This is a genomic window from Nonomuraea jiangxiensis, from assembly GCF_900099965.1.
Classification (GTDB): Bacteria; Actinomycetota; Actinomycetes; order Streptosporangiales; family Streptosporangiaceae; genus Nonomuraea; species Nonomuraea jiangxiensis.
In genome coordinates this window covers 406,955-423,203 of record NZ_FNDJ01000004.1, presented here as the reverse complement: position 1 = coordinate 423,203, position 16,249 = coordinate 406,955, and the positions used below count along the sequence as shown (strand labels likewise).

The following is a 16,249-nucleotide window of genomic DNA, read 5'->3' as shown; positions in this document are numbered from 1 at the left end:
CACGCGCCGGCGTCAGGCCGGTGAGATGAAACGGGGGCGAAGTCGTGGGGGATCCCGATTCCGGGCGGTCCTTTGGAACACTCCTGCGCGCGTGGCGGAAGCGTGCCCTGCTGACCCAGGAGCAACTCGCCGAACGGGCCGGGCTCAACGTCAGGACCATCCGGCGGCTGGAGACCCACGCGCTCAGGCAGCCGCGCACCGCGTCGATCCTCCTGCTGGCGCGGGCGCTGGAGCTGGACGGCGAGGAGCGGGCGGCGCTCGCCGCCGCCGCCCGCGGCCTGCCCGTTCCCGGGACCGCGACGGCGAGCGGCCCGCCGGCGGCCGTGCCCCGGCAGTTGCCCGCCGATGTCGCGGAGCTGACGGGCCGCGAGCGGGAGCTGGCGATCGTGGAGGGTCACCACAGCGCGAACACCCTGCCGGTCGTCTCCATCACCGGCATGGCGGGAGCGGGCAAGACGGCACTGGCCGTGCACGCCGCGCACCGGCTCGCGCCTCACTACCCCGACGGCCAGCTCTTCGCCGACCTGCGCGGCCATGGCCGGACGGCGGCGCCGTCCGAACCGAGCGCGGTCCTCGGCTGCATGCTGCGCGGGCTCGGCATCCCCGACGAGCACGTTCCCGTGCGCCTCGACGACCGTGCCGCCCTCTACCGCAGCGTGCTGGCCGGCCGCAGGGTCCTGGTCGTGCTGGACGACGCCGCCGACGAGCAGCAGATCCAGCCGCTGCTGCCGGCGGGGCCGGGCTGCCGGGTGATCGTGACCGGCCGGCGCCGCCTGATCTGCCCCGGCGATGCCCGCGACCTGGCCCTGGACGTCCTGCCGGTGGCCGACGCGGTCGCCCTCCTCGTCCTCATGGCCGGGCCGGAGCGGGTCGGGGACACGCCGCCGGACCTGCTGGCCGAGGTCGTACGGCGCTGCGGGCTGCTGCCCCTGGCCATCCGGGTCGCCGCCGCCCGGCTGCACGTGCACCCCTCGTGGGACGTGCGGCACCTGCTCGACCGGCTGGCCGGCGACCGGCTGGCCGAGCTGAGGGCCGGGCGGCACAGCGTGGCCGCCGCCCTGGACGTGTCCTACGAGCGGCTACCGGCCGACCTCCGGCGCGCGTACCGGATGCTGGGGTCGTGCGTCAGGTCGGACTTCGGCCTCGACGTTGCCGCCGTCCTGCTGGACACCACCGTGGCGCGGGCGGGACGGCTGCTGGCGGGGCTCATGGACGCCCACCTCCTGCGGGAGCCGGCCCCGGGCCGGTATACGTTCCACGACCTGGTCCGCGACCATGCGCGGGAGCTTCGCCGGACGCGGGAGCCGTTGACCGGGGCGGCGCGCCCAGCGGGGTCCGACATCACGCCATTTCACGGCATAGCTGGTGTTTACTCCCACATTGAGTGACTCCTGGGTGTTCCACGGCTCCCCTCACCCGTACAGCGTCGCAGGTGCCGGCTTCATCCAGGCTTCACATGCTGGACGGCGGATCCGGGACGATCGAGCGCGCGGAAGCCTGGGACATACTCTGCTCTTATGGACATCGCCACGGCGGCCAAGCTCTGGGACGCCGATCCCGGCTGGCTCAACACCGCCTCCTACGGCCTGCCCCCGCGTCCCGCCTTCGAGGAGTTGCAGGCCGTGCTGACCGGCTGGCGGCACGGCAGCAGTGACTGGAAACCTTGGGACGCCTCCGTGGGACGTTCCCGGGCGGCCTTCGCCCGCCTGGTCGGAGCTCCCGTGGCCGACGTGACCGTCGGCGCCTCGTTGTCGCAGATCATGTCCGCCGTGGCCACCGCGCTCCCGCCGGGCGCCCGCGTGGTGGTGCCGGAGATCGAGTTCACCAGCAACCTGTTCCCGTGGGCGGTGGCCGCCGAGGTCACGACCGTGCCCGCCGATCGCCTGGCCGACGCCGTCACCGGCGGCACCGCCGCCGTCGCCTTCAGCCTCGTGCAGTCGGCCACCGGCGAACTCGCGAACCTCCCCGACATCCTCGCCGCCGCCCGCGCCCACGACGCGCTCGTCATCGTCGACGCCTCCCAGGCCTGCGGCTGGCTGCCGGTGGACGTCGCGGGCGTCGACGTGCTGGCCTGCGCCGCGTACAAGTGGCTGATGGCGCCGCGCGGCGCCGCCTTCGGCTACCTGTCGCCGCGTGTTCGCGAGCGCATGCGCCCGCTGGCCGCCAACTGGTACGCCGGCGCCGACGAGGGCGGCTCCTACTACGGCCCGCCGCTGCGGCTGGCCCCCGACGCCCGGGCGTTCGACCTGTCCCCGGCGTGGTTCTCCTATGTCGGCGCCGCCCCCGCCCTCGAACTGCTCGACGAGATCGGCGTCGAGCGGATCCGCGACCACGACGTCGCCCTGGCCAACCGGTTCAGGGCCGGCCTCGGCCTCGAACCCGGCGACTCCGCCATCGTCTCGGTGGACGCCCCGGGCGAGCGCCTCGCCGCGGCCGGCATCCGCGCGGCCGTGCGCGCGGGCCGGGTACGCGCCAGTTTCCACCTCTACACCACGACCGACGACGTCGACCGCGCCCTGGACGCCCTGACCTGATACCGGGGCGTGCTCAGGAGGCGGCCGGGCCGGCGGTCTCGATCGCCTGGCGGGCATAGGCGCGCACGTCGGCGTCCGGGTCCGCCAGCACCCCGGACAGGGCGGCGGTCACCCGCGGCGCGCCCGCCCAGCGGGTCAGCGCGAGCACGGCCGCCTTGCGCACGTCGGGATCGGCGTCGGTGAGCGCGCCGGTGAGCGGCTCTGACGCGGTGGCCGGATCGGCGGCGGCCAGGCAGCGGGCCGCGCCCACCCGTACCTGCCAGTCGGGGTCGCGCATCGCCTCGACCGCCTGCGCCTCCAGCGGAGCGCCGACCTCACCCGAAGCCTCCAGCGCGGCGGCCCTCACCAGCGGATCCGGGTCGGTGGCGAGGTCGGCCAGCGCCGGGGACGGCTTGCCGATGAGGCCGAGGCCCTTGGCCGCCCACACGCGTACCTCCCTGGAGGGGTCGGCGGCGGCCTCGGCCACCAGGTCGGCCTCGTCCAGCGAGACGAGAGCGCGGATGGCCTCGATGCGCACCCGACGGTCGGGGTCGGACAGCCCGCCGGCGAAGAGCCGCCGGTCGCCGAGGCGCAGCGCGCGCAGGACGTCGAGCGCGCTCGCCCGGACCATGGCGTCCGCGCCGGTCGCCCGCTCGGCCAGGGCCGCACCGAGTTCCGGGGTGGGCGGCAGCACCTCGACCAGCTCCTTGAGCGCGGTGGCGGCGGCCCGCCGCACCGTGCCGTGGGGGTCGGCGAGAGCGGCGGCCAGCGCGCCGCCCGCGCCCTCGGGCACGATCTCGGTGAGGGTGGCGATGGCGGCCCGCCTGACCTTGGGATCGGGGTCGGCGAGGTAGGGGGCGAGCCGGCCGATGGTGGGCTGCTCCTCGGCCAGCCGGTGCAGCTCCAGGATGCGCGGCGAGTGGCCGACGGCGGCCCGCTCGGAGCGGGTGGCGGCGGCCCGCCGCACGGCGGTGGTGGTGTGGGCGCCGAGGAGCACCGGTTCGGCGCCGGCCGGGACGCTGAACTCGGGGACGGGCACGAGGTAGGGCTCCACCGGCCGCTTGACGAACTCCATCGCGCCGTCGGCCCGCTTGCGCAGGTTCAGGTGGAACAGCCACTCGCCGTCGTCGCGGGCGGGCAGGTCGGCGCGTTCGTGGTAGAGGCCCCAGCGGCTCTCGGTACGGGTGAGCGAGGCGCGGGCGGCCATCTCCGCGCAGTCCCGGATGAAGTCGACCTCCACGCAGCGCATGAGCTCGTGCGGCGTACGCGCGCCCATCCCCGCGATCTCCTCGCGCATCCGCTCGAACGTCTCCAGCGCGAGGTCCAGCTTGGCGGCCGTCTTGGGCGGGGTGACGTAGTCGTTGACGAAGCGGCGCAGCTTGTACTCCACCTGCTGCTGCGGTGGCCCGTCCGGATGGCGGAGCGGGCGGTAGATCAGCCGGTGGGCCGCCTCAATCTGGTCCTCGGGCAGTGCTTCTGGGATGGCCTGGTGGTGGGCGGCGGCGTGGGCGCCGGCCAGGTCACCGAAGACGAACGCGCCGATCATGTAGTTGTGCGGCACGCAGGCCAGGTCGCCGGCCGCGTACAGGCCCGGCACCGTGGTGGCGCCGTGCTCGTCCACCCACACGCCGGAGGCCGAGTGGCCGCCGCACAGGCCGATCTCGGAGATGTGCATCTCCACGTCGTGGGTGCGGTAGTCGTGGCCCCGCCCGGCGTGGAAGGTGCCGCGGGTGGGCCGCTCGGTGGTGTGCAGGATGCCCTCCAGCGCGGAGATCGACTCTTCCGGCAGGTGGGTGAGCTTGAGGTAGATCGGGCCGCGGGCCGAGGCGATCTCGGTGGCGACCTCGGCCATCATCTGACCCGACCAGTAGTCGGAGTCGACGAACCGCTCGCCCCTGTTGTTGACCTGGTAACCGCCGAACGGGTTGGCCACGTACGCGCAGGCCGGGCCGTTGTAGTCCTTGATCAACGGGTTGATCTGGAAGCACTCGATGCCGCTCAGCTCGGCTCCGGCGTGGTAGGCCATGGCATGGCCGTCGCCGGCGTTGGCCGGGTTCTCGTAGGTGCCGTACAGGTAGCCGCTGGCGGGCAGGCCGAGCCGGCCGCAGGCGCCGGTGGCGAGGATCACCGCCCCCGCCGACACCGTGACGAACCGCCCGGAGCGGGTGTCGAATCCGGCCACGCCGACCGCCCGGCCGCCCGAGGTGAGCACTCTGACGGGCATGACCCGGTTCTCGATGCGGACCCGCTCGCGGATGTCGCGGCGGCGCAGCACCCGGTAGAGGACCTTCTTGACGTCCTTGCCCTCCGGCATGGGCAGCACGTAGCTGCCCGAGCGGTGGACCCGGCGCACCGCGTAGTCGCCGTGCTCGTCCTTCTCGAACTTGACGCCGTACCGTTCCAGCCGCTGCACCATGGCGTGGCCGCGGGTGGCGGTCTGGTGGACGGTCTTCTGGTTGACGATCCCGTCGTTGGCCCGGGTGATCTCGGCGACGTAGTCCTCGGGGGTGGCCTTGCCGGGGATGACCGCGTTGTTGACCCCGTCCATGCCCATGGCCAGGGCTCCGCTGTGGCGTACGTGGGCCTTCTCCAGCAGGAGCACGTTGGCGCCGTGCTCGGCCGCGGTGATCGCGGCCATCGTGCCCGCGGTGCCACCGCCGACGACCAAAACGTCGCATTCCAGGCGCAGCCGGTCGTCGATCGAGGGGATCTCCATCTACAGCTCCTTCAGGATCCTGTCGCGCAGTGAGGCCCGATCGGCCGTGCCCCGCACGTCGAGCACCGTACGGACGCCGTGTCCGCCGAGCACCGCGACGCGGTCGGCCAGTAGCAGCGCCTCGTCCACGTCATGGGTCACGAACACGACCGTCGCCCGGGTGTCGCGCAGCACGTCGAGCAGGACGCGTTGCATCTGGGCGCGGGTCTGGGCGTCGAGCGCGCCGAACGGCTCGTCCATCAGCACGGCCCGCGGCGACGCGACCAGGGCGCGGGCGAGCTGCACACGCTGGCGCATGCCGCCGGACAGTTCGCGCGGCAGCTTGTCCTCGGCCTCGTTCAGGCCCACGCGCTCGATCCAGGCGTGTGCCGCCGCGGCGCGCTCGCGCCGGCCGACCTTGCGGATGCGCAGCGGCAGCTCGATGTTGCGGCGGACGCTGCGCCACGGCAGCAGGCCGTCGTCCTGGAAGACCATCGCGCGCTCGCCCGAGGTGCCGGCGACGTCGGCGTCGCCGGCCAGGATCCGCCCGCTGACCGGCGTGAGCAGCCCGGCCAGCGCCCGCAGCAACGTGGACTTGCCCGACCCTGAGGCGCCCACCACGACCAGCACCTCGCCGGGCACCACCCGCAGGTCGATCTCCTGGACGACCAGGTCGCGGCCGTAGCCCAGGGACACCCGTTCCAACGTGAAGCCGAGCCCGGTCTGCTCCTGCTCGGCTCGTACGAGCGTGGTCACGTGGTGGTCCTCTCGCCTCGGGGAAGCCAGCGGGTGATCCTGCGCCCGACCAGCTCGACGGCGGCCGAGGTGAGCCACCCGAGCAGGCCGATGGTGGCCATCCCGACGATCACCGCGGGATAGTCCACGAGCGTGTACGCCTGCCAGGTGCGGTAGCCGACCCCGAACTCGCCCGAGATCATCTCGGCGGAGATCACGCAGATCCACGCCACGCCGATGCCGACCGACAGCCCGCCGAACACCCCCGGCAGGATGCCCGGCAGCACGACATGCCACAGCACGTGCCTGCGGGCTCCGCCGAGGGTCCGGACGGCGTCCTCGAACAGGGTGGGCAGGGCTCGTACGGCGTGCCGGGTGCTGACCGCGATCGGGAAGAACGCCGCGACGAACGTGATGAACACGATCCCCTGCTCGTCGGTCGGGAACAGCAGGATCGCCACCGGCACCAGGGCGATGGCCGGGATCGGGCGCACCACTTCCAGCAGCGGCAGCAGCACGTCCCTGGTACGCGCCGACCTGCCGAGCGCGACGCCCGCCGCGACGCCCGCGACCGTCGCCAGGCCGAACCCGGTGAGGATGCGGATCAGGCTCTGCAGCAGGTCGAGCACGTAGACCGGGGTCGCCAGCTGCCGGGCGGCCTCGGCCGCGATCTCGTCCAGCGTGGGCAGCCGGTCGAACCTGAGCCACAACCGGGCGTCCGTGGCGGTCAGCACCTGCCACAGGCCGGCCGCCACCAGGACGGACGCCACCCTGACGGGCCAGCTCCACCGGCCCCCGCGACCGCCCTTCACCCGTCACCGCCCTTCGCCGCCGCCTTCACCGCGGCCTCGTAGGTGATCGGCTCGGCCCCGGGGTGGTCGCCGCGGTAGGCGTCGGCGCCGTCCTGCGTGGTGAAGGGCAGGAACCGGGTCCCGTCCCTGAGCCACACCGCGTGGTCGGCGAACCAGCGGGTCCCGGTGACGGTGTCGGGGACGTACGCGGCGCGCACGGCCGCCGGACCGGCGGCGGCGATCTGCCGGAGCAGGCAGGTGGGGTCGGCCGCGGGCCGCGTCGTCTCCGCGCCCTTGAGCCACAGCTCCGAGGCGGTCCCCGGGTCGCCGACCGCGCCGCCGCACACGGGGTCGGTGCCGGTGATCCTGGCGGGGTTGGCGGTGGCGGCCACGTCCTTGTCGTAGCCGGGACCATAGGCCTTGCGCAGGTAGGAGTCGTTGACGAAGGCGGGGACGTCCACCCCGGCGAAGTCGGTGCCGATGCGTTCGAGGTAGGGCACGTCGTGCTCGTGGGCCGCTTCGAGCCGCGCTTTCAGCGTGACGTCGAAGGTGGAGATGCCGCCGGGCCCGTTGTAGAGGTAGACGACCTCCGGGGGCAGTCCGGTGGTGCTCGCCACGGACTCGGCCGCCGCCAGCGGATGCTCGTGCAGGTAGCGGGTGGCGTCGATCTGCGCCTTGAGGAACGCGTCCACGACGTCGGGGTGCTCCTTGGCGTACTCCTGGCGGACCACCACCCCGTGGAAGGTTGGCACGTCCAGGGCGGAGCCGTCGTAGAGCAGGCGGCCCTTGTCCTGGAAGACCAGCAGGCCCGGCCAGGCCACGAACTGCGCGTATCCCTGGACGCCGCCCGACTCCAGCTGCGAGGCGCCGACCGCGGGCTGGTGGTTGACCACCTCGACCTCGCTGGTGCCGGTCTTCTCCAGCGCCTGGACCAGGGTGCCGTGCCCGGCCGAGCCCACGCTGGTGGAGACCTTGGCGCCCGCCAGGTCGGCCAGCGTCCGCGCCTTGGAGGCGGGCGGGACGACGATCATGTTGAGGCCGCCGCGCAGGTTGTAGCCCGTGATGGAGATCAGCTCCGTACGGGCGGCGGGGATGTCCCGGGTGCGGGCGGCGTTGATCAGCAGCGGGTAGTCGCCCATCGAGCCGATGTCGATCTTCCCGGCGACCATCTTGGCGGTGATGGGCGCGCCCGTGTCGTAGTCCTGCCACTCGACGGTGTAGCGGTCGCCGAGGCGCTTCTCCAGGTAGCCGAGCGAGCGCAGCAGCGTGCCCGCGGTCACCGTGTTGATGGTCTTGGACTGGTAGCCGATGACGACCGTGGGCTTGCCCTGCCCGCCGGCCGCTCCGGCGACCGAGCAACCGGCCGCGGCGAACAGGGCGAGCGCCGCCAGCGCGACACGCATGGCCGTCACCCTCACCGCAGCAGGTAGGGGATGTTGATGGTGACCGCGTCCACGGGGCACCTGGCCGCGCAGGGGCCGCAGTACCAGCACTCGTCCACGTACATGTACGCCTTGCCGGTCTCCTCGTGGATGGCCAGGGAGTCGAGCGGGCAGGCCTCGACGCAGAGCGTGCACCCGTCGATGCACAGCGCCTCGTCGATGGTCACGGGCACCTCCACCCGCTGGTTGATCAGGGTCATCGGTCCTCCTCCGCGATGCGGCTCAGGTGGCCGCGCATGGTCAGCCGGTCGCCCCTGAAGCGGATGAACTCCAGGTCGACGGGCCGGCCGTCGGCCAGGTGGGCGAGCCGCTCGACCATGAGCAGCGCGGCGGCGCGCGGCGCGTCGAGCACGGCGGCGGTGTGCGGGTCGGCGTTGACCGCCTCCAGCGTGAGCTCGGCGACGCCGAGCGGCTGGCCGGCGATCCTCTCCAGGAGCACGAAGATGTCGTTGTGCTCCAGGTCGGCGTCGAACAGCGGCTCGCCGACGTCGCGCACCAGGTACGTCAGGTCCAGCGAGAGCGGCAGCCCGTTGAGGCGGCGCAGCCGTTCGAGGTAGACGACCGGCTCGCCGGGGGCGAGCCCGAGCCGGTGGCTGACGGCGGCCGGCGGCTCGATCAGGGTCATGGTCCTGACCTGGTTGGTGACCTCGCCGTGCTCGTGCAGGGTCTCGGCGAGGCCGAGCAGCCGGTGCAGCCCGTGCGGATACTTCTCCGCCGCCACCGTCGTGCCCACGCCCGGGCACCGCTCCACCAGCCCTTCCTCGCGCAGCAGGCGCAGCGCCTCTCGTACGGTGTTGCGCGAGGCGCCGAACTCGTGTGCCAGCGCCGCCTCGGGCGGCAACGGCCCGCGTGCGAAGTGCCGGTGCACGATCTGCCGCCTGAGCAGGTCGGCCACCTGCCGGGCGCGGTCGGCTCTCCGCCGCGCGGCTGCCATGTGTCCCACTTCCGCCTCCTGACCTGCGCCAACGCCATTAACCTAGCAAGTTGGTAGGCAAATGGGGATAACGGAAGAATTGCGCCACCTCACGAGGCGCTCACCCCGGCTCCGAGCAGCCGATACGTGCCGCCGGGGGCAAGATCTGCCACCCCTGGAACCCGCGGCAGGCATCGGGCCGAGCCGCTAGACAGGCCCTGGGCGGGCCGGGCCGGGCAGAGTAGGTTCTCGTCAGGAGGCGTTCCGGAAAGCGGCGTCGAGAGGAAACCCGCGATGAGAGCCGTGGTCCACGACCGGTACGGGCCGCCCGACGTCCTGCGGCTGGCGGAGGTGCCGCGACCCGTCCCCGAGGCCGGCGAGGTGCTCGTCGCCGTCATGGCCACGACGCTCAGCAGGACCGACTGCGCCTTACGGAGCGGCAAGCCGTTCGTGGGCCGCTTCGTCACCGGGCTGCGCCGGCCCAAGCGGCCGGTCCTCGGGGTGGAGTTCGCCGGCGAGGTCGTGGCGGCGGGGCCGGGGGCCGGCGAATACCAGGCCGGGGATCGGGTCTTCGGCGTCAACCCGTGGCGGTTCGGCGCGCATGCCGAGTTCGTCCGCGTGCCGGAGAGCGCGCCGATGGCACGCATGCCGGACGGCCTGGGCTACGCGGAGGCGGCGGCGATCTGCGACGGGGCGACACAGGCCCTGATCGCCCTCAAACCGGTCAACCCGCGCAAGGGGCAGTCGATCCTCGTCTATGGCGCCTCGGGTTCCGTCGGGACCGCGGCCGTCCAGCTGGCCCGGCACTTCGGGGCCGAGGTCACCGCGGTCTGCGCCACCGCGGCCGTCGACCTGGTCGGCTCGCTCGGCGCCGACGTGGTCATCGACCGCACCCGGGAGGACTTCACCGCGAACGGCCGCCGGTACGACGTCATCTTCGACGCGGTGGGCAAGCACTCCTTCCGCCGTTGCCGGGCCTCGCTCAACCCCGGCGGCGCCTACCTGGCCACCGACGGCCTGCGCAACGTGCTGCTGGCCAGGTGGACGGCGCGGTTCGGGGACCGGAAGGTGATCTTCCCCGTTCCTCCCCGCTACGACCGGCAGGACGTCCTGCTCCTCAAGCGGCTCATCGAGGCGGGCGAGTACCGCGCGGTCATCGACCGGCGCTACCGGCTGGACGAGGTGGCCGAGGCCACCCGGTACGTCGAGACCGAGCAGAAGATCGGCAATGTGGTCCTGACGGTCGGCGACATTTCCGCCTGATGACCACCGGCCGGCAGGGGCAGGTCCGGAGTGCCTGACCTGTCGAGCACCCTTATGTTGCCCGTCATACGCCGTTACCCAATTGTGTGGACTATGCGGCAATCCCACTGAATGTGCGAATAGTTCGGCTTGCAAACTTCGTCACCCCGGTCTCCGGGGGGCTGCGTACCTCGCTCGACGAGCTCGGTGCCGGATACCTCGCCGCCGGCCACGAACCGGTGCTGATCGTGCCCGGCGCGGCCGCTCGCGACGAGCAGACCCGTGCCGGCCGGCGCATCACCGTCCCCGGTCCGATGGTCCCCGGAATGGGCGGATACCGCGTCATCACGGCCAGGCGGCGGCTCCGGCGGCTGCTCGACGACCTCGAACCCGACCGGCTGGAGGTCTCGGACCGGACCACGCTGCGCTGGACCGGCTCCTGGGCCAGGGCCGCCGGCGTGCGGTCGGCGATGGTGTCCCACGAGAGCCTGGCGGGCCTGCTGCGCCTGTCCCACCTGCCCGCCCGCCGCCTCGCGGACCGGCTCAACCACGCCAGCGCCGAGGATTACGACACGGTGATCTGCACCACCGCCTGGGCGGCGGCCGAGTTCGAGCGGCTCGGCGCGCCGAACCTCGTCCGCGTGCCGCTGGGGGTGGACCTCGACGCCTTCACCCCCGGCCACTTCGACGCCCGGATGCGCGCCGAGCTGGCCCGCCCGGACCAGCCCCTGCTGGTGCACTGCGGCCGCCTGTCGCCGGAGAAACGCCCGGACCGTTCGATCCGGGCGCTGGCCGAGCTGCGGCGCAGGGGCTCATCCGCGGTGCTGGCCGTGGCCGGGGACGGGCCGCTGCTGGGAGCGCTGCGGACCCGGGCGGCCGGGTTGCCGGTCCGGTTCCTGGGCCACGTCGCCGACCGGGAGCGGCTGGCCCGGCTGCTCGCGACCGCCGACGTGGCGCTCGCGCCCGGCCCGGTCGAGACGTTCGGGCTGGCCGCGCTCGAAGCGCTGGCCAGCGGCACGCCGGTGGTGGTCAGCCGCGACAGCGCCTTGCCCGAGGTCGTCGGCCCGGCCGGGGCGGCGGTGGACGACCACCCGGCGGCCTACGCCGACGCGATCCAGACCCTGCTCCACCCGCGATTCAGCGCGGCGGCCCGGGAACGCGCCGAGCGCTACACGTGGCCGGCCGCCGTCAAGGGCTTCCTGCGGGCCCACGCGCTGACCGATCTGCCGGCGAGGCGGCGATGACGGCCCCCCTGCGGCTCGCCGCCCTCGGCGACTCGGTGACGGCCGGCATCGGCGATCCCGTGCCCGGTCGGGGCTGGACCGGGCTGCTGGCCGGCGCGCTGGGCGCGTACGGACGGGTCGAGCTGAGCAACCTCGCCACCTGCGGCGCCCGCTCCGTGGACGTGGCCCGCGAGCAGCTCCCCCAGGCCCTGGACCTGCGCCCGGCGGTCACCACGCTCCTGGTCGGCGTGAACGACACCCTGCGCGGCCGGTTCGATCCGCCGGGCATCGCCCGCGATCTGGAACAGGTGGTGACCGAGCTGGGCCGTGCCGGCAGCCTCGTGGTGACCACCACTCTGCCCGACCCCGGCCTGCTGCTGCGTGTCCCGGACGCGTTCCGCCGCCCGCTGGCCCGGCGCGTCCGGCTGATCAACGACATCGTGACCGCCCTCGCCGAGCGGCACCACACCGTGCACCTCGATCTCGCCGGGAACCCGGCGCTGTACGACGCGCGCCTGTGGAGCATGGACCGGCTCCACCCCAACGAACGCGGCCACCGGATGCTCGCCCGGCTCGCCGCCGCCCGGCTGGACACCCACGGGCTGCCCGGGCGACTCCCCGATCTGGAGGCGGTCCTGCCCGAGCCCACTCCCTGGAAGAGCATCCCACTGGGGATCGCCGCGGCCACCGGCTGGCTGACCCGGCGTTGCTTCGACTTCCTGCCCACGTTCGCGGTGCTCGTCGCCAAGGAGCTCTGGCGTCCGCGGCCTGACCAGCGCGTTGACCAGGAATTCGCCTGGCGGAACCCTGCCGGGCAGCCAACCGTCGCGAACGGATGGGATGAATCGCCATATGAGGGTCGCCATAGTGACCGAATCGTTCCTGCCACAGGTGAACGGGGTCACCAACTCCGTCTGCCGCGTCCTTGACCATCTGGCCGCGACGGGCCACCAGGCCATCGTCTTCGCCCCAGAACCCGCGCCCGCCTCCTACGCCGGCTTCACCGTCCACGCGGTCCGGAGCCTCGCCCTGCCCTTCTACCGATCCGTCAACGTCGGCCTGCCCTTCGCCGCGCGCCTCACGCGGATGCTGCGCGACTTCAAGCCCGACGTCGTCCACCTGGCCTCCCCCGTGCTCCTGGGCGCGGCGGGAGCGGTCGCCGCGCGGCGGCTCGGCGTGCCCTCGGTCGGGGTGTTCCAGACCGATCTCGCCGGGTACGCCCGCCGGTACGGCCTGCCCGGCGCGAGCCCGGCCGTCTGGTCCTGGCTCAAGCGCATCCACCGTCAGACCACGCTCACCCTGGTGCCCTCCACCGCCACTCTGCGCGAGCTGGCCGCGCACGGCATCCCCCGGCTGGCGCTGTGGCGGCGCGGCGTCGACCTCGACCTGTTCCATCCCCGGCACCGTGCCGCCGGCCCGCCCGACGGCCCGATCACCGTGGGCTACGTGGGCAGGCTCGCCACCGAGAAACGCCCCCACCTGCTCGCCGCCGTCGCCGACCTGCCCGGCACGCGGCTGTCCATCATCGGTACGGGACCGGAGGGCGAGCGCCTGCGGCGGCTGCTGCCGAACGCGCGCTTCCACGGCCTGCGTACCGGGCAGGAGCTGACCCGCCTGCTGGCCTCGTTCGACGTGTTCGTCCACACGGGCAGCAACGAGACCTTCTGCCAGGCCGTACAGGAGGCGCTCGCCTGCGGCGTCCCCGTGGTGGCCCCGGCCGCCGGCGGGCCGCTCGACCTGATCACTCCGGGGGTCAACGGCCTGCTCTACCCGCCGGACGATCCCGCGCGGCTGCGCGCCGCGGTCGCCGAACTCGCCGCGGACCCGGCGCTCCGCCGCCGGATGGCAGAGCAGGCCAGGGCGTCCGTCGCGGGCCGCACCTGGACGGCGGTCTGCGACGAGCTGGTCCAGCACTACACGACCGCCGGCGCCACGGATCCCGAGATGCAACCCGCCGCCCCCAAAGCCGGGCTCGGGTGGAAGCGGCCCTGATCGCCGGGCTCCTCTCAGGCGAGGTCGTGCGCAGGGCCCTCTCAGGCGAAATCGTGCGCAGGGCCCTCTGAGGCGAGGTGGTGCGCCGCGCCTTTCTCAGGGGAGGTCGTGTGACAGGCCCGGGGCGGCGACGTGGACGGGACCGTCGAAGTGCAGCTCGGCCTCGGCCCTGCGGGCGTCACGGACGGCGTCCCCGTCGGGAAAGTGGGTGATCATGAGCTGGGCGGCCCCCGCCGCCTGCGCGGCGCGCGCGGCGTCGGCGGCGCTGAGATGGCCGTGCCGCGAGCCGTCGGTCTCGTCCAGGGTGGCCTCGGCCAGCAGCAGGTCGACGTCCTTGGCCAGCTCGTGCAGGGCGTCGGTGACCCCGGTGTCACCGGTGTAGGCCAGGGTCGCGGCGGGCCCCCGGACCCGGGAGCCGCAGTTGGGCTGCGCGTGGCGCAGGGCATGCATGCCGACGTGGCAGTCACCGATCTCCAGCACGTCATCCGGGCGGTATTCCCGCACGTCGAGGGCGAGCTCGAAGACGCGGTCCAGGATCGGGACGGTCGACAGGGGGAACAGCCCCGCCAGCCCGCGGAGCAGGTCCCGGCCGCCGACGGGCACGTAGAGCGGGATCGCCGGGCCCAGCGCGCCGGCGTCGGGCGCGGCGAGAGAGCCGGCCAGCTGGTCGGACAGGATCCTGCGGCCCAGCGGCAGCAGGTCGTAGCAGTGGTCCAGGTGCAGGTGGCTGATGACGATGCCGCTCAGGCTCCCCGGCCGGACGACGCCGCCGAGGGCGGTGGTGATCCCCGGCCCGCAGTCGAGCAGGAGCCGGGTGACGCCGGTGGTGACCAGGTAGCCGGAGCTGGCCACCCCGCCCGAGGGCATCCCCGCCCTGCATCCCAGCACGGTCAAACGCATCTTCCCGCCTCCGCGTGTGCCCGCCGGACGACCCGTACGTACCTTGATCGTGTCCCGGAAGCGGATCAAGCTCGCCAACCGCACCTGACGACCATGCGAACCCTGGCCGACATGACGGTGCCGGCAGCCCGGACCCCTGAGGGCTTCGGGGCGCCGGTGTGATCGTCACTTGCCGCCCTCTACGGTGACTCCGGCCCGAACGGGGCGTCCTCACCGTGGCGGAGGCGACCTTCCACACGGTCTCCAACCCCTGCCGGGCCTCCATGAGCACGGGCGCCTATCCCGAGGTGCACGGCAACGTCGCGTACGTGTTCGACCCGGTGAGCGGCCGGGCCCGGGGGCAGAGCCGGTTCCTGGCGGCCGAGACCATAGCCGAGACGCTGGCGGCCGAGGGCCGTACCGTGGCCTCGGTGCAGTGGTACATGATCCAGGACCACGGCGTGCGCTACGGCGACCCCGAGCACCTGTACGTGCAGCCGGGCGGCGGGTTCGGGCAGCGGGTGGACGTGGCGATCGACATCCTCAACCTGCGCCCGGTGGACTCGGGCGGGCAGCAGGTGACCGTCCCGAAGATCCCCGACCTGCTCGCCGTCTACAGCTCCGACCTTGACGGCCTGGGCCACTACGAGGGACCCGCCAGCCCGAACATCGCCGCGCTGCTCGCCGAGCACGACCGCCGGCTCGGCAGGCTGGTCCAGGCCACGAAGGACCTCGGGATCCATCGGGACACGGCCTTCCTGCTGACGGGTGACCACGGCATGACGGCCTGGAACCGCGGCTGCCTCCCGCAGGTCGTCGGCGCCGTCGAGGCCCTCGGCCACACCGTCCAGGTCGTCCCCGGGGGCGGCTCCCCGGCCGCCGGCGTCGAGGTGATCATCGTGCCCGACGCGGTGCGGGTGGGCGACATCACGCTGCGCGGCGCGGCGGCCGAGCCGCGCGCCCGGGCCCGGATCAAGGCGGCGCTCCGCCGGCCGGGCAGTGGCGCGGGTCGCACGGCAGCTCGCGCGAGATGCTGCTGTCCGGCGCGGGGATCCGGCCCGGCATCCGCCCGCGCCGGCCCCGGCTGATCGACGTCGCCCCGACCATCGCGGCCCTCCTCGGCACCCGTCCCCCCGCGCAGGCCCAGGGCCGGGACCTGACGGGAGCCTCGGCATAACGACGGCCCGGACCCCTTGAGGAGCAGCGGGCCCCGGGTGGCGGCGGAAACTCCGTTGCGTCAGGACCAGGCGCCTTGATAGTCGTGGGCGCGCTTGACGAACGAGGAGATCGTCCCATGTTGACCGGGAAACGTGTTCGCCTGCGGGCCCTTGAGCCGGCCGACAGCGAGGCGATGTGGCGCTGGTATCACGACCCGGAGGTCGGCCGGTGGATGAACAGCGAACCGCCGATCTCGCTGGCACAGAACCTGGAGAAGGGCCAGAACCGGCCGCGCAACACCTTCGAGCAGATGGTGCTGGGCATCGAGACGCTCGACAGCCGGCGCTTCATCGGATATGTCGCCCTGGGCGACACCGACTTCCCGCAGGGAGAGGCCATCCTGCAGAGCATCGCCATCGGCGACCGCGACCATTGGGGCGGTGGCTACGGGAGCGACGCGCTCCGGGTGATCTGCCGGTACGCCTTCGAGGAGATGGGACTGCACCGCGTGATGCTGTGGGTGGTGGCGGACAACACGGCGGCCGTCCAGGCGTACCGGAAGGTCGGTTTCGTGGAGGAGGGCAGGCGCAGGGAGGCGTTCCGTACCCGCGGCAAGCGGTACGACTACCTCATGATGGGCATGCTCTCCTCCGAGCTGCGGTGAGC

The 16,249-nt window shown here is 73.3% G+C and carries 15 protein-coding genes; 8 read left to right on the top strand and 7 right to left on the bottom strand.

Features of this window, described 5'->3' with window-relative positions; translation table 11 throughout:
- The first annotated feature begins 44 nt into the window (after window positions 1-44).
- A complete protein-coding gene (locus BLS95_RS11360) occupies window positions 45-1,388 on the top strand; it encodes an ATP-binding protein (protein ID WP_090930861.1) in 1,344 nt (447 codons plus the stop codon).
- A gap of 129 nt (window positions 1,389-1,517) precedes the next feature.
- Entirely contained in the window at window positions 1,518-2,534 is a 1,017-nt protein-coding gene (locus BLS95_RS11355; RefSeq protein WP_090930860.1) for an aminotransferase class V-fold PLP-dependent enzyme, read from the top strand.
- A 13-nt stretch (window positions 2,535-2,547) separates the two neighbouring features.
- Here BLS95_RS11355 and BLS95_RS11350 read toward each other — a convergent pair whose 3' ends face one another.
- From BLS95_RS11350 to BLS95_RS11325, 6 genes are read right to left on the bottom strand one after another with little or no spacing between them, the layout of a single operon-like run.
- Window positions 2,548-5,229 carry a fumarate reductase/succinate dehydrogenase flavoprotein subunit gene (locus tag BLS95_RS11350; RefSeq protein ID WP_090930859.1) on the bottom strand — a complete coding sequence of 894 codons (2,682 nt, stop codon included), beginning with the start codon at window positions 5,227-5,229 and terminating at the stop codon, window positions 2,548-2,550.
- Window positions 5,230-5,964, bottom strand: coding sequence for an ABC transporter ATP-binding protein (locus BLS95_RS11345; protein WP_090930858.1), 735 nt, complete (start codon window positions 5,962-5,964; stop codon window positions 5,230-5,232).
- Entirely contained in the window at window positions 5,961-6,713 is a 753-nt protein-coding gene (locus tag BLS95_RS11340) for an ABC transporter permease (RefSeq protein WP_245764986.1), read from the bottom strand. The genes BLS95_RS11345 and BLS95_RS11340 overlap by 4 nt, the downstream gene beginning before the upstream one ends.
- Before the next feature lie 38 nt (window positions 6,714-6,751).
- On the bottom strand, window positions 6,752-8,137 hold the full coding sequence (locus tag BLS95_RS11335) for an ABC transporter substrate-binding protein (protein WP_090931038.1): 1,386 nt from the start codon (window positions 8,135-8,137) through the stop codon (window positions 6,752-6,754).
- 11 nt (window positions 8,138-8,148) lie between these two features.
- The gene (locus tag BLS95_RS11330) at window positions 8,149-8,376 is read right to left on the bottom strand and encodes a 4Fe-4S dicluster domain-containing protein (RefSeq protein ID WP_090930856.1); all 228 of its coding nucleotides are present in this window, start codon (window positions 8,374-8,376) and stop codon (window positions 8,149-8,151) included.
- A complete protein-coding gene (locus BLS95_RS11325; protein ID WP_090930855.1) occupies window positions 8,373-9,110 on the bottom strand; it encodes a GntR family transcriptional regulator in 738 nt (245 codons plus the stop codon). The genes BLS95_RS11330 and BLS95_RS11325 overlap by 4 nt, the downstream gene beginning before the upstream one ends.
- 273 nt (window positions 9,111-9,383) lie before the next feature.
- Between BLS95_RS11325 and BLS95_RS11320 the strand changes: the two genes are divergently transcribed.
- The 4 genes from BLS95_RS11320 (at window position 9,384) to BLS95_RS11305 (ending at window position 13,546) form a co-directional block, all read left to right on the top strand.
- Window positions 9,384-10,352 (top strand): NAD(P)-dependent alcohol dehydrogenase, encoded by a 969-nt coding sequence (locus BLS95_RS11320; protein WP_090930854.1) that lies wholly within the window; start codon window positions 9,384-9,386, stop codon window positions 10,350-10,352.
- A gap of 113 nt (window positions 10,353-10,465) precedes the next feature.
- On the top strand, window positions 10,466-11,575 hold the full coding sequence (locus tag BLS95_RS11315) for a glycosyltransferase (RefSeq protein WP_090930853.1): 1,110 nt from the start codon (window positions 10,466-10,468) through the stop codon (window positions 11,573-11,575).
- Window positions 11,572-12,483: an SGNH/GDSL hydrolase family protein gene (locus BLS95_RS11310; protein ID WP_090930852.1), complete on the top strand. Its 912-nt coding sequence runs from the start codon at window positions 11,572-11,574 to the stop codon at window positions 12,481-12,483. Before BLS95_RS11315 ends, BLS95_RS11310 begins: the two co-directional genes overlap by 4 nt.
- Entirely contained in the window at window positions 12,422-13,546 is a 1,125-nt protein-coding gene (locus BLS95_RS11305; protein WP_245764985.1) for a glycosyltransferase family 4 protein, read from the top strand. Before BLS95_RS11310 ends, BLS95_RS11305 begins: the two co-directional genes overlap by 62 nt.
- A gap of 96 nt (window positions 13,547-13,642) precedes the next feature.
- Here the strand turns inward: BLS95_RS11305 and BLS95_RS11300 are convergent, their stop codons facing one another.
- Complete coding sequence (locus BLS95_RS11300; protein ID WP_090930850.1) at window positions 13,643-14,446, bottom strand: MBL fold metallo-hydrolase; 804 nt, start codon at window positions 14,444-14,446, stop codon at window positions 13,643-13,645.
- Between the two features lie 215 nt (window positions 14,447-14,661).
- Here BLS95_RS11300 and BLS95_RS11295 point away from each other — a divergent pair, with 215 nt between their 5' ends.
- Both BLS95_RS11295 and BLS95_RS11290 read left to right on the top strand, forming a co-directional pair.
- Window positions 14,662-15,513: an alkaline phosphatase family protein gene (locus BLS95_RS11295; RefSeq protein ID WP_090930849.1), complete on the top strand. Its 852-nt coding sequence runs from the start codon at window positions 14,662-14,664 to the stop codon at window positions 15,511-15,513.
- 206 nt (window positions 15,514-15,719) lie between these two features.
- A complete protein-coding gene (locus tag BLS95_RS11290; RefSeq protein WP_090930848.1) occupies window positions 15,720-16,247 on the top strand; it encodes a GNAT family N-acetyltransferase in 528 nt (175 codons plus the stop codon).
- Window positions 16,248-16,249 lie beyond the last annotated feature (2 nt).

Coding starts and splice junctions, on each gene's coding strand:
- BLS95_RS11290 (WP_090930848.1), top strand. CDS start 15,720: ATGTTGACCGGGAAACGTGTTCGCCTGCGGGCCCTTGAGCCGGCCGAC.
- BLS95_RS11355 (WP_090930860.1), top strand. CDS start 1,518: ATGGACATCGCCACGGCGGCCAAGCTCTGGGACGCCGATCCCGGCTGG.
- BLS95_RS11350 (WP_090930859.1), bottom strand. CDS start 5,229: ATGGAGATCCCCTCGATCGACGACCGGCTGCGCCTGGAATGCGACGTT.
- BLS95_RS11310 (WP_090930852.1), top strand. CDS start 11,572: ATGACGGCCCCCCTGCGGCTCGCCGCCCTCGGCGACTCGGTGACGGCC.
- BLS95_RS11330 (WP_090930856.1), bottom strand. CDS start 8,376: ATGACCCTGATCAACCAGCGGGTGGAGGTGCCCGTGACCATCGACGAG.
- BLS95_RS11300 (WP_090930850.1), bottom strand. CDS start 14,446: ATGCGTTTGACCGTGCTGGGATGCAGGGCGGGGATGCCCTCGGGCGGG.
- BLS95_RS11325 (WP_090930855.1), bottom strand. CDS start 9,110: ATGGCAGCCGCGCGGCGGAGAGCCGACCGCGCCCGGCAGGTGGCCGAC.
- BLS95_RS11320 (WP_090930854.1), top strand. CDS start 9,384: ATGAGAGCCGTGGTCCACGACCGGTACGGGCCGCCCGACGTCCTGCGG.
- BLS95_RS11335 (WP_090931038.1), bottom strand. CDS start 8,137: ATGCGTGTCGCGCTGGCGGCGCTCGCCCTGTTCGCCGCGGCCGGTTGC.